The organism is Prosthecobacter sp. (assembly GCF_044232965.1).
GTDB lineage: Bacteria > Verrucomicrobiota > Verrucomicrobiia > Verrucomicrobiales > Verrucomicrobiaceae > Prosthecobacter.
Genome location: NZ_JBIIKX010000024.1, coordinates 20300 through 44668, shown reverse-complemented (window position 1 = coordinate 44668; position 24369 = coordinate 20300). Strand labels below are relative to the sequence as shown.

The following is a 24369-nucleotide window of genomic DNA, read 5'->3' as shown; positions in this document are numbered from 1 at the left end:
GAAGACTGGGATCGAAGCTATCATACATCGGAGGCCGGACAAGAATCTTTCCCCTGTCCTTCCGTCTCGGAGAGCCGTTGTGACTCACTTTTACGGGTTCTGCCCGACTGATAGGCCTCAATGATACGCTGCACCACCGGCAGGCGGACGATGTCCTTCGGGGCAAAGGCCACAAATTTGACCCCCTCCACGTCCTGGAGCAGTTCGACCGCTTCCTTCAAACCTGACTTCACATGCCGCCGCAGATCCACCTGGGAAGGATCCCCCGTGACGACACAACGCGCCCCATCGCCCAGACGGGTCAGGAACATAAGCATCTGCTCCGTCGTGGTGTTCTGCGCCTCGTCGAGGATGATAAAGGCGTTTTTCAATGTGCGACCCCGCATGTAGGCCAGCGGTGCGATCTCGATGCTGCCGCGCTCAATGAGGCGCTCCGCCTCTTCCGGTTCCAGCATGTCGTAAAGCGCGTCATAAAGCGGACGCAGGTAGGGAAAGATTTTTTCCTTCAAATCCCCAGGCAGAAAGCCCAAAGCCTCGCCCGCCTCGACAGCGGGACGCGTCAGAACGAGCCTTTGAACGGACTTTTCTTTGAGGCAGTGGAGCCCCTGAGCCATCGCGAGGTAGGTCTTGCCCGTGCCAGCCGGTCCAACGCCAAAAACAACCTCGCACTCGCGCATGGCCTGCACATAGGCGATCTGGCTGCGGGTTTTGGCGAGGACAGGTGGGCGTTTGGAGGAACCATGCAGTTTCAAGTGCATGATCGCCTCCGCAGGCGCGTCTCCGCTCTCACGCTGCACACTTTCGGTGACAAGGCGCACCATGCCGGTGGAAATTTCACCGCCCTGGCGGCGCACTTTTTCGAGCTGCATGAACACCTCGCGTGCCGAGGCGATTTGCGCGTCCTCGCCCTCGAGACGCACCCAGCCCTCGCGGCTGGTCACATTCACCCCAAACGTCTCCCCCACTAGGCGCAGGCTGCCGAGGTCATTGCCAATCAGCTTGTGCAGAAACTGCGGCGTGTCGTAAGTGAGCGTGGCGACGGGCATCAGCGATAACCATACGACAGCGCCCAGAGCACCCCGGGCTCGCTCTTTGACTTCAGTTCAAAGACAATGCGGTAGGTGCCTGTTTTCGGCGGATTCACGCGCACGCTCATGAAGAACTTGTCCGAGGTCGCCTTGATCTGAACCGGCTGGTTCTTCTCATCGAAAACCTTCATGTCCAGCGTCACACCTTCCTGGCTGGTACCGAGCCAGAAGGCATATTCGTTGCCTTTGAAAAGCTGGTGCGTGATCATGAGCTTCTGACCGCTCTTGACCTCGCCGTTCCAGTAGTCTTCACGGACGATGAACCCCTGCTCAACGAAGGGCATCGCGGCCTCCATCGTAAAATCATGGGCCTCGTCCACGGTGGCGTGAACGAGCGAGGCCACGGCCAACGCCAGGGCGGCAGAGGCGATTTTCACGAAGCTGGACCTGGAGTAATTCATCATTTGGCGTCCTTCAAAAGGTGCTTTCATGTTGGGGGAGGGCACGAATTACTTCTTGGCGAGGATTTCCGTCAGCAGGCCGTCGCAGGTCTTGCTGATCTCCTGCACGGCGTCCTTGGAGAAACCGTCCACCGCGCCTTCCATCTGCTGCAGCACGACGGTGAGTCCTTTGCGGATGGATTTCACCACATCGTGATCGCGGGTGCTTGAGGGCATTTTTTCGATCGAGCTGACAAAGTGCTCCACCAGCATCGGCTGGTTCAGCAGTTCGGCACGGTCGGCGGAAAAGCTCTTTTTCACCACCGAAGTCACCGAGGCCGTGCCACGCAGCCAGCCTCCAAGGCTGACACAATGCGAAAGGTCGATGTCCTTCATCTGCTCCATCGTGTCGCGCACGGTTTTCTGTGTCTGGTCAAATTCCTTGCGGATGGCGCTCCAGTTCGACTTGTCGGCGGCGTCGAGAATGCTCTGCGCGTGCGGCAGCACCGATTTGCTAAGACCAAGACTCTTGGCGAGGTCGATGATGTCGCGCCCCAGATCCTTCACGGCTTCCTTGTCTTCCGCCTGCACCGCCACAAAACCTTCCGCCACCGTGTAGCCAAACAGCAACGCGAGCTTCGTGCGGTCGCTGGAGGCGGGGAGATCGGCTTTGCGCAATTCAGCACGCCAGTTCGGCTCCCCCAGCTTGTCGAGCACGGAGAACACCTCGCTCGGCACCGGCACGACCACATCACCGACCACCTTGCCCGGGAAGGCCAGTGGATCGAACTCCTCCACGCCTTTCGTGCCCTGCGGAGCAGCGGCGAGGTTGAGGGTTCCGATGAGGAGTCCGGCGAAGACGGACGAAAAAACGAGGTGATTCATGGATAATGTAGCGGGTTTGATGCGTGAGGAATCAAGCCGCAGAAGGGCTAGGTCGCAACTGGTTTGACCGGTGTGCGACTCATGGAGCGCAATCCGCGTTCAACAATCATGCCAAACGCGGCAGCACCTCGACCACATCAGCCAGAACTCGGCCGGAACCGTGGCGCAGCTCATTGCAGCGGCCGAAAAGCATCTGCCCACTCGTCGCGCCGAGGAGGTCTGCAAGGCGTTGATCGACCGAAACACGAAAATAGCCGCGAGGGTGACTCGAATGGGGCACGGCGTATTGTTCCAGAATGGCTCCAAACGGCACCCGGCCCTCCAACACGAGTTTTTGCGCCTCTTCGGGCAATAAATCGAGATGAATGCCGATCGCGCCGAATTCCACCGGCATGCCATCGCTGCGGCGGTGCAGCACCGAAGCCCGCACGAGGTAATTGCCGATGCGCGCCCTGGCAGCCACATCGAGATCGATCTCGCAGCCATGAAACTCCCGCAGACGCGGCGTCATGTCCTTCTCATGCACCAGCAGGCTGCGTTCCTGCTCTGCGAGCGCCTGAGGTTCCACAAATGTGACCCGTGGCCGCGTGCTGCCGATTCCGTAAAAGAAAATGAGGGGAGCCAGAATGTCCTCGTCCTCACGAACAACGGCATTTTCAAGTGTAGCGGGCATACTGGCGGTGTTGAGGCAGGAAGAAATCATACAGGAGGCGGTCCACCTGCAGCAGTCCATCACGCGTGAGCGTGACGCCTTCGGCGTCGAGCGTGGCAAAGCCCTCTTTTGCAAGGTAATCGAGCTGCGGACCGAAATGCTTCCGTGGATCCTCGCCGAATTTTTGGACATAGTAGGCATACTCGCTGCGGCCCAACTTCAGCTTGAGAATGAACTCACGCACGAAACGGTCTTCAGGCGTGGTTTGATAAGCACGATAGATCGGCATCTGGCCGGCATCAATCGCCTGCATGTAAGGGCCGACATCCGCCTGGTTTTGGTAATGCACGCCGCCGAGATGGCCGAAGGAAGCCACACCGCAGCTCAGCAGATCGGCGCCTTCCCACAAGGCGTCGCGATAGACGAATTTGATGCGCTTCGGATCCTTCACCACGGTATAGGCGCTGGTGACGGTGTAGCCGGCCTTTTGGAATTCATCGAACGCATGACTCACCCAGTCGCGTTTCGTCTGCCAGTCGGCCACGGGAGCGGTGACCTTGCCCTCGGCCTTCATCTGCTGGTACATGGTGGTGTTGTAGGGCACCTCCATTTGATAAATCGTGACGGCGTCCGGCTGCATGGCGATCGCCTTCTGCACGGTGTCCTTCCAGTTCGCCTCGGTCTCGTTCATCATTCCGGCGATGAGATCGATGTTGATGTGCTCGAAGCCGAGGCTGCGTGCGAAATGGTAGGCCTTGCCGATCTCGCCGCTGCGATGAGCACGTCCGTTGGTTTCAAGGATGTGATCGTCGAAGTTCTCAACACCAAGACTCAGTCGCGTGACGCCAATGTCGCGGATGCCGGTGAGTTTGACCTCGTTGAGTGTGCCAGGCTCGGCCTCGAAGGCCACCTCCGCCGCGCCATCCCATGAAATGAGATCCTTCATGCGGTTGGTGAGGTCTTTGAGCTGTGGCACGGACAGATAGCTCGGCGTGCCGCCGCCGAAGTACACGAAGTGCGCCTTGCGGCCCTTCAAATATGGCTGGCTGGCAAAACTCGACATCTCACGCATGCCTGCGTCGATGTAGGCCTTCACTTCCTGGGCGTTCTTATCGGTGTACACCTTGAAATAGCAGAAGTGGCAGCGCTTCCGACAGAACGGGATGTGAAAGTAAACGCCGAGCGGGATGTTCGCGGGCGTGGGACGCTGAAGCACTTCCTCGACGAGATGAACCTGATCCGGCTTCCAGAAGGAAAACGGCGGGTAGTTGGAGACAAAATAATTTCCAGCCTCGGTCTGCTCGACCTTTTTTTCCTCGGCTGGTTTTTCGAGTGTGGTTTGCATGGGGGTAAAATAAAAACGCTTCGCGGCGGTGATTCTGGACACAAAGTCGGGAAGATGCAGGGAAGGTCAAGAATTCGTCAAGGAATGGTCAAGTGTCGTAACGGACCTGCTTGACCACCTTAACGGGCGCAGCCTTGACCGCTTGGTGACTCTCACTTCCCGCGTACCAGCACCACGCGGAAGCCAATGGTGTTCCGCCGTGTCTCCGCAGGCACCGGCATGCGGGCGGAGGCCAGCAACTCTTCTGGCGAGGCGGTGCGCCAATTGCCGCCACGGGTCGTGCCGAGGGATGGTTTCGCGACTTCACCCGGCTTTGCGGCAGGCGTGGTCTCGAAATCAGTGTCCACCCACTCGGAAACATTGCCCGCGAGTCCGCAAATGCCGCGCTCATTCGGTGTCAGAGCTGACACGGGGCCAAGGAACGGAAACTTGTCCTCATAACCGGCTATGGCGCTGTCCAGGCTGGCTTTGCGGGCGGAATTGATGTCCGCGAGGTTGTCCACACCGTTCGGTGGCGGCCAGTCATAGCCCCAAGGGTAAACACCGCGAATGCGACCGTTTCGTTCCTCCGGGGTGGCTCCGCGTTCCGGCGGCAGTCCGGCGGCGCGGCTCCATTCTTCATCGGTGGGCAGGCGGTACACATCCTTCACCCCAATCAAGCCCGCATTACGCTCACGCTCGGTCAGCCAGGCGCAAAACGCCCGCGCTTCGTTTCGATCCACCCCCACCACAGGCAGAGCGCCGCCTTTGCCGCTGTCCTCCACACGGCCTGGACGCCGTGCCTGCGCGGCCTTGCTGTACTCGATGAAATCGCGATGCCGGATCTCCCATGCGGAAATCATCACATCCCCCAGCGGCACAAAATTCATGCCCAGGCTGTTCGCCTTCCACTGCCGGCCGAAAGTCACCGCCTTACGCGTCTGCATGTCCGCAAACAACTCCGCCTGCTCCCCTTCCCTCACCTCACCCTCCAGCACCACGTCGGCGAAGCCCTCCTCCCGCAATTCAAACTCCACCGGCCCGGTGCGAATGCGAGGCAGTTCCAGCGGTGTCTCGCCCAGCAGTTGCTCATGCTGATAAACGCGCACCTTCTCCGGTTGGCTGCGCACGATCACGCTGCCGTAAGTCTGGCGCTCCACCCGCAGATGAAAAGCGCGCCAGTTTTTCTCCTCCGAGGGATCCGTCTCCACCTCACGCCCGTCCGGCATCTCCTCCGCCGCTGGCAGGCCGCTCTCCACAAAATAAAACGGCTCCACCGCGTAATGATGCTCCTGGCTGAGAAACGCCTCGCTGCGATCACGATCCGTCAGCCAGTAACGAAACGCCTCCGCGTCGCTGTCCGGCACCACCACGAGGTAGGCCGAATGCGCGTCCTTGCCCTGCTGGTAGCGCACCACCTTCCCCTCGAAAGAACGGCCCGTCGCCTCGAGGAATCGGCGGAAAAATTTCATCTCCACCGGTTCCTCGCTGAGATGTCCGCCCGGCCCCGGTTTGAACTCCATGCCAAGGCTGTTCATCCAGCGTTCGCCTTTTTGCGGCAGACGGGAGGCTTCCATTTTCAGGTCAAACTCCGCCGGTTTCGCGTCGGAGGCGATGTGCTCGATCTCGATCTGCTTGTGCCCCGGCAAACGAAGTTGGTAAATCACGGGCACGCCCTCGGCCGGATTCAATTCCAGCGGCGTCTCGCCCATTTTTTCCTCGCCCGCGAACACCACCGCGCCAGGCGGCGTCGTCACGATCTTCAAACGCGGCACGCTGTTGTTCATCGCCACCATCGCCCGGGCGCGCTGGCTCTGCGCCAGCCACATGCCAAAACCCACCGCCAGCACCAACGCCACCGAACCGGCGGCGATCCACGACCACATCAGCTTGCGCGAGGATGGCAGCGGCTCGCCACGCAGCGCCAGCGCCATCTCACGCGCGTTGACGAAGCGTCCCTTGGCTTTGGGTGCGCAGGCCGTGCAGATCGCGTCTTGCAGCCTGCGCCACACTTCCAAGTCCGCTCCAGTCTCAGAACATGAGGGCAGATCCGGGAAATCCAGCCGGTCTTTGCCCGTGCTGGCCTCATACAGCACCATGCCGAGCGAGAAAATGTCCGACGCCGCTGTTCCTGGCCCTTCGGGAGCCACAAACCCCTCCGTGCCCACAAAACTCCGCTGCCCCAGCAGCGCCACGAGCCCGATGTCCGCCAGACGACACGCACCGTCGATGAAGATCAGGTTCGACGGCTTCACGTCGCGATGAATCAACTGGTTGCGGTGCAGGTAATCCAGCCCCTCCGCAATCGACGCGCCCAGTTTGATGCACTGCTCCGCCGACACACGTTTTTCACGTTTCATCTGCAAGCCCAGCGTGTGTGGCTTGTAAGTCGCCGCGTCGATGTTTCGCCCACGCTCCACGTCGTCCGCCAGCTCCATCACATAGTAGTAGAAGCCCTCCTGATCACTTCGCCCCACCTGCAAGATCGGCACCAGCCCCTCGTGACGGCGTGAGATCGGCTCAAAATGCTTCAGCGCCTCGAACTCGCGCTCAAACGACTCCGGCCGGTCATAATCCTCCCGCCACACCACCTTCACCGCCCGCAGCACGCCGGTCGCGCTCCGGGCCAGCCACACCTCGCCAAACGCTCCGCGTCCGATGAGACGGATCGTCTCGTGATCACGAATGTCCGGCGGAGTACGGGTTGAGGGCTGCATGAAAGGTTGGTTTCAACGAATTACACTGCAAGCCAGTCCCGATGTCGAGCAGCGAAGTGCCAAAACTCGCGGCCATCCCCGCTAAAACAGACAAGGGCCGTATGAAGCGCTGGCGTTTTGAGCTTTGCCGTCTTGGATGGCCGCTCCTCATGACTCCAGAACCCACCGGGCACCCTCGCGGCATCTACACGCTGTTCTTCACGGAAATGTGGGAGCGCATGAGCTACTACGGCATGCGGGCGCTGCTGGTGCTCTTCATGGTGGATCAGGTGCAGAAAGGCGGCATGGGACTCACGGATGAAACCGCCACCGCCATCTACGGACTCTACACCGCCGTGGTTTACATGGCGGCGCTGCCAGGCGGCTGGATTGGCGACCGCCTGCTCGGCGCGAAGTCAGCGGTATGGTATGGCGGCATCGTCATTGCCCTCGGACATCTCGTTTTGGGCATCCATCGCGTGGAGACCTTCTATGTCGGTCTGCTGATCGTGGCGCTCGGCTCCGGCCTGCTGAAATCTAATATGAGCGCGCTCGTGGGCCAGCTTTATCCCGAAGGCGGCGCACGACGTGATGCAGGCTTCACCTTGTTTTACATGGGCATCAATCTCGGCGGCTTCATGGGGCCGATGATTTGCAGCGGCCTTGGTGAGTCCATCGGCTGGCGCTGGGGTTTCATGGCGGCGGCGGCGGGTATGTTTCTTGGACTGGTGCAGTTCAAGCTGACGCGTCACAAGATCGCGGAGTATGGCAACCGTATGGAGCATCCGGGTCAGAATGTGCGGCGTGAATGGCTGGTCTTCAGCGCTGCGATGCTGCTCACGGTTGTCTTCACCGTGCTCTGCGTGGCTGGCGTGATTCACCTGGATGTGATGTGGCTCTCCAAATGGACCGCCTCGGTCATCGTCGCTATCGCCAGCCTGTTCTTCCTCTGGGCCTTTGGCTTTGCCGGACTGAACACCGAGGAGAAAAAGCGGCTGGGAGTCATCGTGGTGCTGTTTCTGGCCTCGGCGCTGTTTTGGGCCGGCTTTGAGCAGGTGGGCTCGTCCTTCAGCATCTTCGCCGAACGCTTCACACAGCGACAGTTCCTCGGCTTTGAAATTCCAGCGGGCTGGTTCCAATCCTTGAACCCGCTCATGGTCATCGGACTGGCCCCGTTGATCGCCGTCATTTGGGTAAAGCTCGCTAAACGCAATCTTGCCCCCTCGCTGACCGTGAAAGTCTCCTGGTCCCTGCTCATGCTGGCGATTGGCTTTGCCGTGGCCGCATGGGCGGCGCAGCGGGCGCTCAGCACCGGCCCCGTGTGGCCGACGTGGCTCATGTCCGTCGTTTTGATCCACACCTTGGGCGAGTTGTTCCTGAGTCCGGTCGGTTTGAGCGCCGTGACGAAACTTTCACCGCCACGCCTCACCGGCCAGATGATGGGCATCTGGTTCCTTGGCAGCGCCCTAGGCAACATCCTCGCCGGACTGCTGGCTGGCGAGGTCACAGGCGATGCCACGGCTCAAATGCCCGCGCGTTTCATGGATGTCGTCGCCACGGCGGGCATTTCCGGCCTCGTGCTGCTGCTTCTCGCCAAGCCGATCACCAAGCTGATGCCGGGTATCAAGTGAGCGCGTAAGACGAGCCGCTCACTCCTCGTGCGGCAAATCCCAAGCCTTTAGCCACTCCACTTTCGTGCGCTTGAAGCCCTTCTTCAGCAAGCGCTCCTCCATGTCGGCCAGATGCGCGGCCCCGTAAAAAATCGCGAGGCGTTTCTTCCCGGCGGCGATCTGCTTGTCCATCACCTCCAGCGCCACGCGGTTGCGCTCGCCGACGAGCACGGTGCCGTCGCCGGATTCGACGCCCGCCATGATGTCCTCCACGCTGTCGAACTCCTGGGCCATCATGCGCTTCAGGCCGGTGCTGCTGTCCTTGGCAGTGAAGACCTTCAGCAGCATCACCAGCCCGGCCGTGTCGGAATCCAGCCCCTTCTTCGCGTTCGCCGACTTCTGCGCCTGCACGGCCTTCAGGTAGAGCGTGAGGAAGCTCTCCTTCTTCGTCTCCTGCGTTTGCGTGAACTGCCTCATGTTCATGTCCGCATGCACAAAGTTTTTGGCCTGGTAGTCGATGCCTTCGAGCTGGCCGTGCAGTTTCAGCGCGTCCTTCATCATCGCCTGCATCTGCCCCACCCACGCAAGGTTTTGCGCATCCTTCGTGGTGTCCGCCTTGCCGCGATCTTCCATCGACGGCCCGACGAGTTCATACAGCACGGCGTCGTAGCCTTTGAACCGCGTGTTCAAGCCGTCAAAGTAAGCCTTGTCGGCGATGTGGATGGCCCCCACGAGATCGACCTTCACCTTCTGCGGCGATTCGTAGCTCACCACAGCTGTTTGCAGGCTATCGCTCTTCTCTTCCTCCACGAAACGGATGAAATTCGTCTTCGGTTCCTCCGCTGCGGCAAGCGCCGCACTGGCCAGCAAGGCCGGAAGCAGGAAGAATCGCTTCATGGTCGTGGAAGTGGATGTTTCAGCCCTGCTTCTTGAACAAGCGCTCGAAGAACGCCTTCATCTCCTCCCACGAGGCCTTGTCTGCGGCCTCGTTGTAAGCCGCGCCTTTGCTGTTGTCATTGCCCGCCGCCTTCTGCGTGAAGGCATGCACCGCGCCGGGATAATTCACCAGCTTGTAGTCCACCTTCGCGTCCTTCATCTCCTGCTCAAAGGCGGCGATGTCTTTCGCCGGCACAAAGGGATCGTCCGCGCCATGCAGCGCCAGCACCTTGCCCTTAATGTTCTTGCCATCCGACGGTGTGGGCGAATCGAGACCGCCGTGGAAGCTCACCACGCCCTTCACCACCGCGCCACTTCGGGCCAGCTCGATGACGCCCGTACCGCCGAAGCAGTAGCCAATCGCCGCGACCTTCGCCGGATCAGTCTGCGCGTCTTTGTTCAGCACCTCCAGCGCCGAGAGCATGCGCTCGCGGTAGAGCTTGCGGTCGGACTTGTACTTGCCCGCTTCTTTGCCAGACTCCGGCGGCTGCGGGCGGATGCCCTTGCCGTACACATCCGCCGCGAATACGTTGTAACCCAGCTCTGCCAGCATCCGCGCCCGCATCTTCTCGTTGTCACTCAGGCCAGTCCATTGGTGAATGATCAGCACGGACGGCAGCTTGCCCGTCTTCGCGGTATCGACGACGTGCAGTCCCTCGCAGGTCACGCCTCCCGATTGGTATTCGACGACGGTTTCCTTGATCTCCGCCTGCGACAAGCTGGCAGAACAAAGCAAGGAGGTGATGAAAAGCAGGGCGCGTTGGGTCTTCATGGTTGGCGGATGATAAGCGGCGTGGAACGAGTTTTCCAACTCGTTTCCCGGATGAACTCGGAAGTTCGTTCTACTTGATCTCCTGGATGCGGATGTTCTTCCACATCACCTCTTTGCCCACCGCCTCGGTCTTCTTGCCGATGCCATGCACCTGGAGCGCGATCACGCCCTCCTTCGTCATCTCATCGGTGAAATCCGCCGCCGGGACGCCATTGATGAAGGTCTTGATGCTGCTGCCACGGCACTAGATGCGCGCCTGGTTCCACTCGCCCTGCTTGAAGGCCTTCCGCGCCGCCTCGTTGTTCTTCAGGTCAAACAGCCAGCCACGACGACCCTCGTCATACACACCACCGGTGTAGGCGCGGGCGCTCGGGTCGATCTCAAACTGGTACCCATGCACGCGGTCAGCCGGGAATTTCTTCTTTTTGCCCGCGATCTCCACCTCCGTCTCCTCCGTGTAGTAGTTGCTGCGGAACTGGATGCCCGAGTTCATCGAAGGGTCCACCTTGAACTCGACCTCCAGGATGAAATTGGAGTACTTCTTCACCGTGCAAAGGAACGAGTTCCCCGTGTTCGGCACCGTCTTGCCCACGATTACGCCATCTTGCACGCGATACTCCGCCGTCCCGCTGTGCTGCTCCCAACCTGTGAGTGTTTTGCCATCAAACAGAGGCACCAAGGCATCCTCGGCATGAAGGTTGGCAGCAAAGGAAACAAGGGCGGCAAGAGAAAGCAGGCGGTTGGTCATAGGGCGTTGGTAAACGGGAGCACTGGCACTGTCTTTCTCCGTCTGCCATCAAGATCAGACACTTTGAGATCACAAACCTCGTCCGGTTTTGGCTCGCCTTGCGGGATGATTCCGCTAACACTCCGGCCCACTTTCCTAACCATGAAACGCTACGCCCTTGGCATCGACTACGGCACGAACTCCTGCCGCTCCCTCCTCATCGACCTCGACAACGGCGCGGAGGCCGGATCGACCGTCTTCAACTACCCGAGCGGCGAAATGGGCATCCTGCTCGATCCGAAGGACCCGCATGTGGCGCGACAGAATCCGCAGGATTACCTCGACGGCCTCGAAAGCGTGGTGAAGGGCGCGTTGGAGCAGGCGAAGGCCAAAATCGCAGGCTTTGATGCCGCGCAGGTCGTCGGCATCGGCATCGACACGACGGGCAGCACGCCCATTCCGGTGAATCAAGATGGCACGCCGCTCGGTTTGCTGCCGGAGTTTAAAAACAACCTCAACGCGATGGTGTGGCTGTGGAAAGATCACACCGGCCATGCCGAGGCCGCGGAGATCACCAAACTCGGCAACGAGATCCGCCCGCAGATCATGGCGAAGTGCGGCGGCATCTACTCCAGCGAGTGGTTCTGGAGCAAAATCCTGCGTTTGCGCCGCGTGGACGAAAAGGTCTTCAGTGCGGCTTTCAGCTTCGTGGAGCATTGCGACTGGATTCCGGCCGTTTTGACCGGAAACACGAATCCGCTCACCTTGAAGCGCAGCGTGTGCGCCGCGGGTCACAAGGCGATGTTCAGCACCGAATGGGGCGGTTTGCCGGACAAGGATTTTTTGGCCAAGCTCGACCCGAAACTCGCCGATCTGCGTGATCGCCTCTATTCCGAAGCGCACACCACCGACACGAAGGCGGGCGGCGTCTGCGCCGAGTGGGCAAAGCGTCTTGGATTGAAGGAAGGCACTGCCGTGTGTGTCGGTGCCTTCGATGCGCACACTGGTGCGGTCGGCGCAGGCATCAAAGAGGGCACGTTGGTCAAGATTCTCGGCACCAGCACCTGCGATCTGATGATTTCACCCACGAGCAAACCGCTCGCCGACATTCCCGGCGTGTGCGGCATCGTGAATGGCAGCGTTTTGCCCGGCTACTACGGCATCGAGGCCGGTCAAAGCGCCGTGGGCGATCTCTTCCTGTGGCTGGTGAATCACCTCGTGCCCGACAGCTACGGCAAAACCACCGGCGAGAAGTTTGTGGCCATGGAAAAGGCCATGGAGGGCCAGAAACCAGGCGCGACGGGCCTGCTCGCGCTCGATTGGAACAACGGCAACCGCACCATCCTTGTCGATGTGCGTCTGACGGGCCTGCTGCTCGGCCAGACGCTCCACACCGAGGCGCACGAGATCTACCGCGCTTACATCGAAGCAACGGCCTTCGGCGCGCTGACCATCATCAAACGCGTCGAGGAATACGGCGTGAAGATCGAGGAAGTCATCAACACCGGCGGTCTTTCCATCAAGAATGCCACCCTCATGCAGATCTACGCCGACATCATCGGCAAGCCCATGAAAGTCAGCCAGAGCGAGCAAACCTGCGCCCTCGGCGCCGCCATCTTCGGAGCCGCCGCCGCCGGAGCCGGCACCTGGCAGGACCTCCAGTCCAAAGTCACCGCCATCCGCGAGAAGGTGTATCACCCGATTCCCGAGAACGTGGCCGTTTATCGTGAGCTCTATGCGCTCTATCGCGACGTGCATGATGCCTTCGGCGCCGCCGACTGGAGCGGCCAGCTCAGCCATGTGATGAAGCAGCTTCTCGACATCCGTGCGCGCCAGAGCTAATTTCATTCGATAACCTAAATGCCCCGGTCTTTCGTCACAATCGCCGCGGAAAATTCAGACTCCACATACGGCAAGACGGTTTTAGTCTTCATTGTGGGTGCGATGTTGCTTGGCGGCCTCGCTGGGATCTTTGGAGTTTGTTTCTATTGGCCGTGGATGAGGAATCGCTGGGGTTGGTGGCTGCATTGGAAAACATTTTTTGGCAATCGGTTCCCGATGTCACGACTGGGCACGTTCGCGATGTTCTTTTTTATGCTGAACCTCGTACTGCCCCCTCTGATTAGCCATGAATTGCGCGACTATCACAATGTGATTCTCATCCTCTCATTGCTATTCTTCCTTGGCATGTGGGTGAAGGACTATCTCGATCGTTCTGATGACGAAGAAGTCTAACAGCAAACTGAGCACAATCTCAGCCCGCGCAGCTAGGACAGCTCACTGAATCTACAACCTCTCATGCCGCTCGGCCATTGAAGGCCAGTTCACTTCACCCCCAGCTTCGCGACTTCCTCCGCGCTCAGCGCGCGATCAAACACCGCGATCTCATCGAGACGGCCCTCCCAGTTGTTTTCGTTGTCACTGCGTCCGCCAAAGAAGACGGCCGGAATGCTCACTCGCGGAGCCTTCATTTCGATTTCCAGGGCGCCGTTGAGATAAACACGCGCCGTGTCGGCCTCACGCACGAGGACGACATGCTGCCAGGTCCAGCGAGGAAGCTCTGGCTTGCCAGCAACGGGGCCGCTGCTGCCCTGAAAGACCAGCCTGCCGGTGTTGCCACTCTTGCCGCCGACGCCGAGATGCTCGCCGTATGCACTGACGCCGTGGTTGTGGTCACGGGAGTAAAACCAGCCGCAGAAATCGCGACCATCGTTTGGCATGCCGTTCCAGATCCACATCGAGACGGAGTAGTTCTCACTTATTCCGCTCATTTGAGAGCACAAGCGGCCTGAGACGAAGTGCGGGGAGCGGTTCACCTCGCCTGCGCAGAACTTGTTCGAATGCGGACCGTCGAGGTAGTAGGCCACCCCGCCTTCATAAGCGGCATCTCGGTTATTGTTCGTCTCGTCGGCGGCCACAGGACCGGTGAACTCGTTCAAGCGCCAGTAGGATGCCGGCTTCAGATCAGCCACAGCCTTCGTCGCGGGGCCAGCGCCGAGCACCCACGGCATGCGCGGTGCCTGGCTCACGGTTTCGAGCAAGCCGATGGCCGCCTGCGTGATCTTCGGCTCCGCCATGACCTCCAGACCGGCGGAACGTGCCGCCCAGGTGTTGTAGCCGCCCCAGGCGTGCATCTCCGGCGGCGGGATGTAGCCGTCTCCGCCATTGGCGAGTTCGATGACCATGTTATGAGGCAGCGGGCTGGCAGCTTTGATTTTGAGACCGGTGATCGCATAGGTTTCGTTCGGCGTGGTGGCAATGCCGATGTCGCCGATGCGCAGAGCCTGCACCACGATCTCGGTCTGCTGCTTCTCATGCAGGAGGATCTGCTCGCGCGCATAGACTTCCGTCGTCGTCTTCGGAAGGCGGTCGCCCACCTCGGCCATGATGCGCTGCGCCCATTCGAGGCGCTGTTTATCCGGCACACGGTATTTCAGAGTCATGCGCTTTTCCGCCATCGCCACATCCACGTCGTCACGATACTGAATGCCCGCATAGGCCTTCATCGCAATGTCGAGCAATCCCTGTGTGTATTCGTCAATGGTGGGTTTGGGGCGCTGCTCCGCAGGCACCTTGTAATCCACGCGGTAGATGTCCCCGCTGCAACCGTGGGACATGATGCCCACCATCTTGCCCTTCGAGTCGATGCGCTGCTGCAATCCTTCCGAGAACAGGCCGAAGTAGTCGGCGCTGATGTCCTTGTCGCCGAAGTAGTGCATCGAAAAATTCGCCAGCACGGCCAGCGGCTTGCCGTCGTGGGTTTGAATCGAGATTAGCGACAAGTCCGGGTCTTCCGGGCCCGATTCACCCACCGCATCATCCCATTTCGCCCCAGCATGCATGTTGGCTCGCACACTCAGATTGCCGAAAGGATCTTCCGCCAGCTTGTCCGGTCGCCGAATCCACTGCCGCAACGCGGTGAACTCCGCCGCGTCCGCCTTGGCAAAGCCGATGCGTGCAGGCTTCAGCTCCGCCTGCGCCGCCGCGATGGCCTCGACCAGCTTCTCCTTCAAAAAGGGCACATAAGCCGGATCAGCATCGGTCCCGAGGCATCCCATCGACGCCGGGGCCGAATGCGCATGCGTGGCGGAGATCAGCATGCGGTCCGCCGGGATGCCCGTCTTCGCCAAGGCCATCTTCTTCGCGTCATCCAGCACCTCGCGGCTCATCATGCAACTGTCCGCCACCACGATGGCAATTTGAGTCTTCCCGTCCGTCGCCACGATGGCGCGGGCGTTCACGCGTGTGTTGATCTTATCCACATAACGGCTCAGCATGCCTCCATTGACCAGCACCGGCAGCTTGGGCGGTGTGATGTCGATGACCGCAGCTCCGGCTTTGAATTCAGCGTGAAGGAAGGATGCCGAAACACCCAGCAGCAGGGTCAAGAAGCAGATTTTTCTCATGAAACCAGTACGGCGCTCCGCACCGGCCTTTCATCCTCAATCCAAAAAGCGGAACTCAGGCGTGGCCCAGAGTGTTTGGATGAATCTGGCCCAGAGATCACGCACCTCTTCCGCCGTGGCATTGCCCGAGACGGAGGATTCAAGGAAGTCACGAACCTGCGCCTGCTCTTTGGCCGTGGGCGGACGCTGAAGGGAGATTTGGAAGGCATTCCCAATGCGGGCGGCAGTGTCGTCACTGGATTTGAGCACGACCTCAGCAGCGGAGCGGGCCTGCTCGATGACTTTGGGCGAGTTCATCAGGAACAAGGCCTGCGTGGCCACTGTGCTGGTGGTGCGCTGGGCGATGGGCTGATTGATGTCGGCAAAGTCGAAGACCTCAAACAACGGATGACGCACGTTGCGAAAGGCGGCGGTGTAAACACTGCGTCGCGTGTCGAGGAACTGGTAACCATACTCGATGTTTTGGATCTTCTGGTCATTGGCGTCGATGGCCTTCACCTCGCTCACGCCTGGACCGGCAAACGAGCGCTCCAGCGTGCCAGCGGCCACGAGCATGGCATCGCGCAGGCACTCAGCGTCGAGGCGTTTGCGATTCATGCGGCTGAGAAGGCGGTTGTCCGGGTCTTTGACATGAATCTGTCCCAGAGAGGCCATGCGGTAAGTTCGCGACATCACCATCTCCTTCACCAAGCGCTTCAAATTCCAGCCGTCTTCCATGAATTTCACTGCCAGGTAGTCCAGCAGCTCAGGATGGCTCGGAGCCTCGCCGGTGGAGCCAAAGTTGTCCGTAGTGCGTACGATGCCCGCGCCGAAGATCCAGTGCCAGACACGATTGACCATCACGCGGGCGGTGAGCGGATGCTCGCGCGAGGTCATCCACTGCGCAAGCTGGAGACGGCCGCTCGCATCGGCAGGAATGGCAGGCGCGTTCGGACGCATGGCAGCCTGGATGAAACCGCGCGGCACCGGAGCGCCTAGATTGCGAATGCTGCCACGGATGTGAACCTTCGCGTCCTCCGGTGCCTCGTCCTCAGCCACCGACATGGCCTCAGGACGCGTGGGAAGGTCTTTTTGCAGAAGCTTGAGCTGTTTTTCGAGCTCGGAGAGCTGCGTCTTGAGCTTGGCGGCCTTGGGCGATTCTTTCGCGGCGACTGTGTTACTCTCCACCGCTCCCACTGGCAAGAACTGCACCGCATCGACGGTCACATAGCCTTCGGAACCCGCGTTGGTGATGAGCACGAAGCCCTGGCCGTTGGCCTCGAAGCGATAGGTGCCCAGAGAGGCAAATTGCAGCCCCTTCAGCTTCTCAGTGGCCATCTTGAAGTCCTTCAGCTCCTCGCCATCCGCATGCAGGATGTTCGCCATCACTCGCTCGGCACGGCCGGGACCGGCGTTGAAGGCCACGCGCACCTCGTAGCGTCCGGACTTCGGCAGCTTTGGCGCAAAGGAGATGGTCTTCTCCCCTTTCCCGTCATTGTGATCGCTGACGTAGCCGCTGCCGATGAACGGACCAAAAATGGTCGAGTTCTTCCACATCCCGACTTTTTGCGCCTCACTGTCATCGACGACGACTCCAGGCAGATCGGTGACGGCGATGGTTTTACGCTGCCGTAGATCGGCGCTGCCCGCATCGCGCAAATCATCCTTGAGCGCGGCGATTTGGTCCTTGAGCGCGCTGGCTTGTTTCTCGTGCTGCTGCATCGCGGCTTCAGCCGCGCCGTCGAGCGGCAGCGGCGTGTCGATCCAATGCGCGACGTTGTCGGTGTAGTTTTTGAGCGTCTTGGTGCTGCGCAGGATGCCGGCCAGCGCGTAGTAGTCCCGCGTGGAGATGGGGTCGAACTTGTGATCATGGCAGCGGGCGCAGCCGATCGTCATGCCGAGGAAAGCGCGGCCCATGGTGTCGAGCTGCTCATCCACGATGTCCATGCGCAGCATGCCCTTGTCCTGCTCCTCGTAGTTCGTCGGCCCGAGGGCGAGGAAGCCGGTGGCGGTGAGCTGGCGGCGGCGCTGCTCAGCATTCTCAAACGGCATCAAATCACCCGCGATCTGCTCGAAAATCATGCGATTCACCGGCGCGTTGTCGCGGATGGATTCGAGGACGTAATCACGAAAACGCCACGCGTCCTTGAACGGCAGCGAACGCCCGCCGCCGGAGGATTCCGCGAAGCGTGTGATGTCCAGCCAGTGAGAGGTGAAGCGCTCGGCGAAGGCGGGAGAGGCTAAGAAGTCATCGACGAGCTTCTCATAAGACGCCTGAGATGAATGCGAGGCATCAGGAGGCAAACCCGTGAGATCAAAACTCAGACGACGCAGCAGCGTGTGTGAATCGGCCTCCGGCGCGGGTGTGAGGCTGTTTTGCTCCAGTTTGGCGAGGATGAAGCGGTCGATGTCGTTCGCGGGCCAGGCGGTGTTTTTAACATCAGGCGGTGTTGTGAGCTTGGGAGTCTGGAAAGACCAAAAACTGGCATCGGCACGAGCCGCCTTCGATTTGCCGCCGGTGCTGACGACCTCATCGCGCGGATCAGGCGCGCCGGACTCGATCCAGAGCTTGAGATCGGCGATCTCACTGTCCTTGAGCTTCCGCTTCGGCGGCATCTTCAAATCGCGGTCGGTGTAGCTGATGGCTCGGAAGAGATGCGAGGCATCCAGCTTGCCCGGTGTGATGGCAGGGCCGGAATCGCCGCCAGTTTGCCAGCCGGCGCGGGAATCGAGGCGCAGGCCGCCCTTTTGCTTGTCCGGGCCGTGACAGTCGATGCAGTTCGCGATCAGGAGCGGGCGGATGCGCTGCTCAAAGTGCGTCATGTCCACAGCGGAGGCCGTGGTGGCGAGAATGAGCGTGGAAAACAGAAGGCGCATGCGTGCGAACGCAAACGAGAGGCCGCTGGAGGCTCTTTCAGGCGCTGAAGACGAGGACATGATGCTGGGCAAAGCGATCCACCAAACGGACGTTCGTCAGCGAAGCCTCTGCGGCCATGCGCTTGAGATCCGAGAACGTCTCGGGGAAGTCGAACGCGGCGACATGAGCGCAGGCTTCTTCGAGATGATCGGTGCGCACCGCCGTCCACTGCGTGCGCATGAAATTCAGATAGCCTTCGAGGTATTCTTCACGCGTCTGGCCCTCCTCGCGCACCACATCCGCCAGGATGAAGTGGCCGCCAGGGGCGAGCTTTGCCGCGGAGGCGTGGAAAAGCGCCTGCTTCGCCTCCGCATCAAGATGATGCACGGCAAAGCCGCTGAAAATGACGTCAAAGGGCGCGGCGGCGGCCTGCACGGCTTGCAGCATGTCCTGGTGATGCAACGCCACATTTTCGAGGCCGCTCAAATACTCACGCGCCTCGTTCAAAGCAGCTTCCGAGAGATCCACCCCCGCATAGCGGCTGGGTGTGGCCGTTTTGAGACACGGGGCAATAAAACGCGTGTTCCCACAGCCTAGATCGAGCAGCGAATACGGGCCACCCGCATGCCGCTGACTCAACAGCGCGGTGATGTGCGCATAAATCTCGCGATGAAACATGTAGTTCATCTCCGAGATGGAGTCGTAGAGGGTCCAGGATTGGCGAAAGAGGGTGGTCTCGTCGGTGGCGCGTTCAGACATGCGGCGTGGAAGAGAGCATCAATCGAATCGACCGCCAAGCGCCTGCTTGCACGAATCTCTCACCGCCCCTGGCCGCGATACTCGCCCGGTGCCACGCCGACCCAGCGGCGGAACACGCGGGAGAAAATCGCCGCGTTCGCATAGCCGACGTTCGCCGCCACGACCTCCAGCTTGTCGTTTTCCCGCTCCAAAAGCCGCCGCGCCAGCTCCATTCGCATGCAGGTCAGGTGCTGCATCGGGCTGCGGCCGAGTTCGCGCATGCAGAGGCGGCGAAGATGCTCCGGGCTGCAATGACTGCGGTGCGCCAGCTCCGCCAGCGTCCAGTCCCGCATCAAATCCTGCTCCACATCGGCCCACAGCTTCGCCACGCGGGGTTCTTTGCTCCGCCACGGCTGCGCGATGCGACGGATCGTCGCATGCAGCAGTTCCAGCCAGTGATGCAGCATGCGCGGCTCCTTTTCGCCCTCACACTCGGCCCGCAAGCCGGTCATGATGCGCACAATCTCATCCGAATGCGCCGTGGGAGTCACCGGTGAGGCCGCGCCGACCACGGGGGTGACAAAACTCGGCTCGTCATAGCGAATCCAGGCAAAGCACCAGCGCTCGCGCCCCTTTGCCGCAAACGCGTTCAGCACGCGTGGTGGAGCCAGGCAGACCATGCCTGGCTTCACAAGCTGCCAGCGCCCGTCGAGCAGGATCTCCCCTTCCCCGCTCACACAGGCCAGCACAAAACTCCCTTCGGGGCTCATCCTTACTCGTCGATACGGCGGTAGCGCCTCGTCCATGCCCAGACGGGCGATCCGATGCGTGCTCATCTCCGCGCAATGCGCCGCCTCCACCACCCAGCGCCGCGTCTTCGGCCCGTCGATGGTGGTTTCGTGCAAATCAGCGGCCGTTTTCATCCCGGCATTAAACCGTCGCTTTCCAGTCCTGTCACGCTCAGGTGCATTTCAGGCATGACACCGTGCATGCGCTCCTGCTAGCCTGCCTGTCTTTATCCGTATTCCCACCATGCGCCCAACCTTTCTATTCCTCGCATTTCTCTCAGCCACCGCGTTCGGTGCTGATCCTGTTTCTCTCTTCGACGGCAAAACGCTCGATGGCTGGGACTTTGATCCCGCCATGTGGCGTGTCGAGGACGGTGTGATCACCGGCGGTTCCACGACGGAGAAGATCAAGAAGAACGACTTCATCAGCACGAAGAAGTCGTATCAAAACTTCGAGCTGAAGCTCAAGATCAAGGTCAGCGGCGATCCGAAGACGGGCATGCTGAATAGCGGCATCCAGATACGCAGCGTGCGGGCCGAGGGCGGCGCGATGAGCGGCTACCAGGTCGATTGCGGCGAGGGTTGGTTCGGCAAAATCTACGATGAGCACCGCCGCAACAAGGTCATCTGGGCACCCACGCCCGAGCAGCAGGCCGCGCTCGACAAGGCGGTGGATGTCTTCGGCTGGAACGAATACCGCATCCGCGCTGAAGGACCGCGCATCCAGACCTGGATCAATGGCGTGCATTGCATGGACTACACCGAGACCGATCCCAACATCGCGCTCGACGGCCACATCGCCCCGCAGGTCCACAGCGGCGGCGTTTGCCTCGTGCAGGTCAAAGACGTGACGATTGAGGAGCTGCCTGCCACGCCAGATGCACCGACATGGAAGAGCATCGGCGGCCTCGAAGGCATGAAGGCCAAACTGCCGCCGAAGCCGCAGGCCAATGCCGCCACGCCCAAACGCGACATCAGTTACAACAACGTCCAAGGCACCGCTTTGACCGCGCAGGAGCAGCTCAAGAAGTTCCACCTCCCCGAAGGCTACGAGATCGAACTCGTCGTGCAGGAGAGCGAGGGCCTCGGCAAATTTGTCAGCGTTTATTTCGATCAACGCGGCCGCCTGTGGACGCAGACCGCGCTGGAGTATCCCGTCGATTCGAATGAAAACCCCGCCGCCGCCGAGGCGGTGTATGCGGGCAAGGGCAAAGATAAAGTGCTCGTCTATCCGCGGGAGTCTTTGAATGCGAAGATTCCCGCGGGCGGACTCACGAATCCGACCGTCTTCGCCGACGGGCTCGCCATCCCGCTCGGCATCCTGCCATGGGGTAATGGCGACACCTGCTACGTGCAGCACGGTCACGATTTGAAGCTCTACAAAGACACGAATGGCGACGGCAAGGCGGACACCTTCGACGTCGTGCTCACCGGCTTCGGCGTGCAGGACTCGCACCTGTTTCCGCATCAGTTCACACGCGCCCCCGGCGGCTGGATCTGGATGGCGCAGGGCCTTTTCAACAATAGCCAGGTCCGCAAACCCGGCAGCGACAAGGTCGTCGATTGGCCGAAGTGCAGCATGGCCCGCATGCGAACCGATGGCAGCGAGTTCGAGGTCATCAGCACCGGCCCGAACAACATCTGGGGCCTCGTCATCACCGGCGAAGGCGAAGCCTGCATCCAAGAAGCGAACGACTACGGCTACCCCGTCATGCCCTTCCACGAATACGCCTACTACCCCGGCGGCATGGAGGCACTGAAGAAGAGCTACCAGCCCGATTTCCCGCCCCAGGCCGAGTTTCGCATGGGCGGCACGGGTTTGAGTGGTCTCGCGTTGATCGAGTCAGGTTCGCTGTCTCCCAAAGTGGTTTCGGCTTCAGCCGAATCTTCCAACCCTTCGGCTAAAGCCGAAGCCACTTTGCCCAAGCCCGCCCACGTGATGGCCGTCGCCAATCCGATCATCTCGAAGATCCAAACCCTCGCCATGCATCGCGACGGCGCGTATTGGAAGCTCGCCCAGCTCCCCGACCTCATCACCTGCGATGATCCCTTCTTCCGCCCCGTCGCCCTCACCAACGGTCCCGACGGCTGCATCTACATCGTCGATTGGTACAACAAGATCATCTCCCACAACGAGGTGCCCAGGGCGCATCCGGATCGGGATAAGACGCGGGGGCGCATCTGGAGGGTGAAGGCGAAAGCCGCGAAGACCGAAGTGGCTGATTTCACGAAGCTGAGCACCGAGGAGCTTGTCGCATCGCTTGGCAAAGAACCTGTCGGCAAAGTTCAACTCGCGTGGCAGGAGCTTCTCGACCGCAAACAGCTCCCAGCGACTCATTTTGCCGCTCAAGAGTATCTCGCCAGCAGTCAATTCGGTCAGATCAGTCAGATCGGTCGAAATCTGTCCGATCAAAACATCGCAGCGCTCCTCGCCTTCGCCAAACCCAGCCTACCAGGCCCCACCATCCAATCCTCCCGCGGCACGAAGCAAATTCCCGTGCGCGAGGCCTACGACCGCGAGTTCGAGCGCTTCCTCGTCCGCATGTTCCTGGAGCGTCATCCCGACATCGTCGCGAAGTTCCTCGACTCCGAAGCCGCCGCGAAACTGCCCGTGGAGGCCCGCGTGCTCGCCTCGCTCGCGTTGGAGCCGAAGGCGAGCGCCTCGCGAGTCGCCAAACTGCTCCCGCAGCTCGACCGCGCCCCGAATGACGAGGAACTCCTCCGCCTCGCCCAGTTCCCCGCCGAGCCTGGCGTCGGCGAAGCCCTCCAAGCGCTCCTCACGAACGAAAAATCCCGCGCCGCCGTCGCCGAAAAACTCGTCGCGCAACGCACGAAGCTCGATGCGAAGCAGATCGCGCCGCTGCTGGTCGAAACCGCGAAGCAGATGCTCGCAGGAAGTGATGCGGGCACTCCTGCCCGCACTGAAAACGCCGCGACTGCGGGCAAGAGTGCCCGCATCACTTTGGCGCTTCAGCTCATCAGCGGCTTCCAGCTCACGGCACTCGAAGCGGACCTCGTAGCACTCTTGAAGGCCACAAAGAACAAAAGCGACACCCTCAAAGTGCTGCGCGACCTCCGCAGCGCCGAAGCCGATCTCTTCGCCTCCCTCGCTCAATCCGATCCCGACGCTCTCACACGCGATGCCGCGCTCGAAGCCCTCGCCGCCTCACGCGCAGCCGATGCAGGCACCAAACTCCTCGCGCTTTATCCCTCGCTTCAGCCGCCGCAGCGCCGCAGCGCCCTCAACGCGCTCTCCAGCAGCAAAGCGGGCGCGAAGACCATCGTCACCGCCTTGCTCGACAAAAAACTCCCGCAAGCCGATCTCGACGGCCCCACCGTCGAACGCCTCGCCACGGTGCTCGGCGATGATCCCGCCATCGAAAAACTCCAGCAGCAGCTCGGCGGCATCTTCCGCGAGGTCTTGCTGCTCGACGGCCAAGACACCGCGTGGGTCGATTCGAAGATCACGCTCGAAGGTCCCTTCACCGTCGAGGCCTGGGTGCGGCTCGCCCCCGGCATCGGCAATGAAGACAGCCTCCTCGGTGTGAAGGGCGGCGTGGACATGAATTTCTTTGGCGGCAAATTCCGTGTGTATGCCGGTTCCGAACTGAAAGACGTCTGCGTGGCCAACAAACCCATGACGCCCGATCTCTGGACCCACCTCGCCGTCACCCGCGACGACAAGGGCATCATTCGCATCTACCAAAACGGCGAACTCGACGCCGCAGGCACCAAACCCGCCCCCACCGCCTGGAAAAACTGCCAGATCGGCTGGAGCGGCCCCAGCAAGGGCACCGAAGGCGCGATGATGGAGTTTCGAATGGTGCCCCGTTGCAAAACGGCGGCTGAGATTCGCGCGAACTTTGACCGCGTGCTGCCGTGTGAATCCAAGCAGGATCAAAGGCCTCTCGAAACGATTGATCCCATGAATCCCGGCCAAGGCACGATCCAAATCGACACCACCACCGATCGCTCCACTAAAGTCCCCGGCCGCTTCGGCAAAGGCGCCCGCCTCGCCAAAACCATCGACACCCCGCCGCTGCTCACCGAAGAGGCCGCGAAGGCCCTCGACGCCAAATTTGCCAAATTCACCGCCTTGGCCCCAAAAGGCGATCCGCAGGCCGGAAAAGCCCTCAGCGCCCTTTGCATGGCCTGCCATCAAATCGGCAACGCGGGCGGTCAAATCGGCCCGAACCTCTCCGGCGCGGGCGCGATGGGCCTGGAGGCCGTCTTGCGCAACATCCTCACGCCGAATGCCGCCATGGAGCCCGGCTACCGCATCTACCGTGTCGAAATGAAGAATGGCGACCTCATCGACGCCTTCTTCGTCAGCGAAGACAAAGACGCCGTCGTCATCCGCCAGGCCGGCCTCCCCGATCGCCGCCTCCCCAAAGCCGACATCCGCAGCACCAAGTTCATCCGCCGCTCCCTCATGCCCGAAGGCCTGCTCGACGCGCTGCAAGACAAGCAGGTGGCCGACTTTCTCGCGTATCTGATGACGTTGAAGGGTTGAACCTCATCGCTCCCTGCG

16 protein-coding genes and 1 pseudogene are annotated in these 24369 nt (G+C 60.8%); 4 read left to right on the top strand and 13 right to left on the bottom strand.

All coding sequences use genetic code 11. From position 1 onward, the window contains the following. Window positions 1-20: 20 nt before the first annotated feature. From ACILSI_RS12305 to ACILSI_RS12280, 6 genes are all read right to left on the bottom strand, one after another. Complete coding sequence (locus ACILSI_RS12305) at window positions 21-1046, bottom strand: PhoH family protein (RefSeq protein ID WP_395722179.1); 1026 nt, start codon at window positions 1044-1046, stop codon at window positions 21-23. Continuing rightward, window positions 1046-1465, bottom strand: coding sequence for a hypothetical protein (locus tag ACILSI_RS12300; protein ID WP_395722178.1), 420 nt, complete (start codon window positions 1463-1465; stop codon window positions 1046-1048). Before ACILSI_RS12300 ends, ACILSI_RS12305 begins: the two co-directional genes overlap by 1 nt. Before the next feature lie 72 nt (window positions 1466-1537). Next, complete coding sequence (locus ACILSI_RS12295; RefSeq protein ID WP_395722177.1) at window positions 1538-2353, bottom strand: hypothetical protein; 816 nt, start codon at window positions 2351-2353, stop codon at window positions 1538-1540. 106 nt (window positions 2354-2459) lie between these two features. Continuing rightward, window positions 2460-3026, bottom strand: a complete 567-nt coding sequence (locus ACILSI_RS12290; protein ID WP_395722176.1) for a hypothetical protein — start codon at window positions 3024-3026, stop codon at window positions 2460-2462. Continuing rightward, window positions 3010-4350 (bottom strand): coproporphyrinogen-III oxidase family protein, encoded by a 1341-nt coding sequence (locus tag ACILSI_RS12285; RefSeq protein WP_395722175.1) that lies wholly within the window; start codon window positions 4348-4350, stop codon window positions 3010-3012. Before ACILSI_RS12285 ends, ACILSI_RS12290 begins: the two co-directional genes overlap by 17 nt. Before the next feature lie 152 nt (window positions 4351-4502). After that, window positions 4503-7046 (bottom strand): protein kinase domain-containing protein, encoded by a 2544-nt coding sequence (locus ACILSI_RS12280; protein WP_395722174.1) that lies wholly within the window; start codon window positions 7044-7046, stop codon window positions 4503-4505. Between the two features lie 149 nt (window positions 7047-7195). On the opposite strand from ACILSI_RS12280, the gene ACILSI_RS12275 reads away from it, so the two are divergent. Continuing rightward, window positions 7196-8656: a peptide MFS transporter gene (locus ACILSI_RS12275; RefSeq protein ID WP_395722173.1), complete on the top strand. Its 1461-nt coding sequence runs from the start codon at window positions 7196-7198 to the stop codon at window positions 8654-8656. Between the two features lie 18 nt (window positions 8657-8674). Here ACILSI_RS12275 and ACILSI_RS12270 read toward each other — a convergent pair whose 3' ends face one another. The 3 genes and pseudogenes from ACILSI_RS12270 to ACILSI_RS12260 all read right to left on the bottom strand — a co-directional run bounded on the left by ACILSI_RS12270 (window position 8675) and on the right by ACILSI_RS12260 (window position 11091). After that, complete coding sequence (locus tag ACILSI_RS12270; protein WP_395722172.1) at window positions 8675-9532, bottom strand: hypothetical protein; 858 nt, start codon at window positions 9530-9532, stop codon at window positions 8675-8677. 19 nt (window positions 9533-9551) lie between these two features. Beyond that, window positions 9552-10343 (bottom strand): dienelactone hydrolase family protein, encoded by a 792-nt coding sequence (locus tag ACILSI_RS12265; protein WP_395722171.1) that lies wholly within the window; start codon window positions 10341-10343, stop codon window positions 9552-9554. 70 nt (window positions 10344-10413) lie between these two features. Next, a pseudogene (locus ACILSI_RS12260) lies at window positions 10414-11091 on the bottom strand (DUF1080 domain-containing protein). Window positions 11092-11232: 141 nt separating this feature from the next. Here ACILSI_RS12260 and ACILSI_RS12255 point away from each other — a divergent pair. Next, window positions 11233-12912, top strand: coding sequence for a ribulokinase (locus ACILSI_RS12255; RefSeq protein WP_395722170.1), 1680 nt, complete (start codon window positions 11233-11235; stop codon window positions 12910-12912). Between the two features lie 18 nt (window positions 12913-12930). Beyond that, on the top strand, window positions 12931-13305 hold the full coding sequence (locus tag ACILSI_RS12250; RefSeq protein WP_395722169.1) for a hypothetical protein: 375 nt from the start codon (window positions 12931-12933) through the stop codon (window positions 13303-13305). 89 nt (window positions 13306-13394) lie between these two features. Here the strand turns inward: ACILSI_RS12250 and ACILSI_RS12245 are convergent, their stop codons facing one another. Genes ACILSI_RS12245 through ACILSI_RS12230 form a run of 4 tightly spaced genes read right to left on the bottom strand, consistent with a single transcriptional unit; the run spans window position 13395 to window position 19973 of the window. Next, window positions 13395-15476, bottom strand: a complete 2082-nt coding sequence (locus ACILSI_RS12245) for a LamG-like jellyroll fold domain-containing protein (protein WP_395722168.1) — start codon at window positions 15474-15476, stop codon at window positions 13395-13397. 36 nt (window positions 15477-15512) lie between these two features. Further along, the gene (locus tag ACILSI_RS12240) at window positions 15513-18332 is read right to left on the bottom strand and encodes a DUF1553 domain-containing protein (protein ID WP_395722167.1); all 2820 of its coding nucleotides are present in this window, start codon (window positions 18330-18332) and stop codon (window positions 15513-15515) included. A 37-nt stretch (window positions 18333-18369) separates the two neighbouring features. Continuing rightward, a complete protein-coding gene (locus ACILSI_RS12235) occupies window positions 18370-19071 on the bottom strand; it encodes a class I SAM-dependent methyltransferase (protein WP_395722166.1) in 702 nt (233 codons plus the stop codon). A 59-nt stretch (window positions 19072-19130) separates the two neighbouring features. Next, window positions 19131-19973, bottom strand: a complete 843-nt coding sequence (locus ACILSI_RS12230) for an AraC family transcriptional regulator (protein ID WP_395722165.1) — start codon at window positions 19971-19973, stop codon at window positions 19131-19133. A gap of 109 nt (window positions 19974-20082) precedes the next feature. On the opposite strand from ACILSI_RS12230, the gene ACILSI_RS12225 reads away from it, so the two are divergent. Continuing rightward, entirely contained in the window at window positions 20083-24351 is a 4269-nt protein-coding gene (locus tag ACILSI_RS12225) for a family 16 glycoside hydrolase (RefSeq protein ID WP_395722164.1), read from the top strand. The last annotated feature ends 18 nt before the right edge of the window (window positions 24352-24369 follow it).